We start from the raw sequence: 911 nt of genomic DNA on the forward strand, positions 1-911 counted from the left end.
AATCTGGTGTTGCCTAATCATTTGAATGACGTTGGCTCGGAGCGTTTTTTCTTCTAAAAGCTGCTGTTTTTCTTGATTGAGCTTTTGGTCTTTTTCTATTTTTTTGGCTTGAGCGTCTGCCAAGGCTTTTTTGGCTTCAAGATTTGAGGCGTCGCCAGTGCGCTTGGCATGCTGCGACTGTTTGCTGATTTTTTTGGCTTTTTTGCTATCCACCAATCCAGCTTTTAAGAGTTGTTCTTGTAGGGCGTTTTTGGCCATGTCTGTATTACCTAAGTACCTAAGTGAAATTGCCTAAATCTGAAATTATAGTGTTTAAAAAGGTTATGGTAGCAAATTTTGCGCAGTACTGTCACAGTCTGGCGTAAAAATCGTTCATTACGCCTTAAAAGAATAATTTTAAAAGTAATTGTACATAATATCTCTCACATAAGGTTTAAAGATAAAGAGCTAAGCTTTTATTCAAATTGTCAAAAAGACGCACCCACATCGTGAGTACGCTAAAAGCTATATAGGTGTAATATAAAAATACTTGAATAAAAATAGAGTTTAGTCAAATTTAGGTTGCTATAGGCGTATCTAAAGTTACTGGTTGTGCCTTGTTTGTTTTGCCATCCACTGCTGCGCTTAAATTCACAAGGAAAATAGCAGTGGCTGCAATTAATCCTGGTATCGCGATAAACAAGAAGTTTGTTTGATGGCTTAGCTCAAGGGTGAGTAGGGCTCCAGTTAAGATAGGACCTACGATAGCACCAATACGACCAATACCTGATGCCCAGCCCATAGCTGTTGTCCGTACACTCGTCGGATAATACTGTGCGACAAAGGTGTAGAGTAGTATCTGTGAGCCGATAGTCGTAGCGCCTGCAATCGCGATCAGAGTATATAGTACTAGCTGCGGGCTGTTATAGCCA

Annotated in this window: 2 protein-coding genes; both read right to left on the reverse strand. The window is 40.0% G+C overall.

What is annotated here, in order from left to right; all coding sequences use genetic code 11:
- On the reverse strand, window positions 1–258 hold a 258-nt coding region (locus V7D75_RS06500), incomplete at its 3' end, for a DUF2058 family protein (RefSeq protein ID WP_333613895.1).
- 298 nt (window positions 259–556) lie between these two features.
- Window positions 557–911, reverse strand: a 355-nt coding sequence (locus V7D75_RS06505; RefSeq protein ID WP_333613896.1) for an MFS transporter, incomplete at its 5' end; no start/stop codon positions are given.

Origin of the sequence: Psychrobacter sp., assembly GCF_036731945.1 — a bacterium.
GTDB lineage: Bacteria > Pseudomonadota > Gammaproteobacteria > Pseudomonadales > Moraxellaceae > Psychrobacter.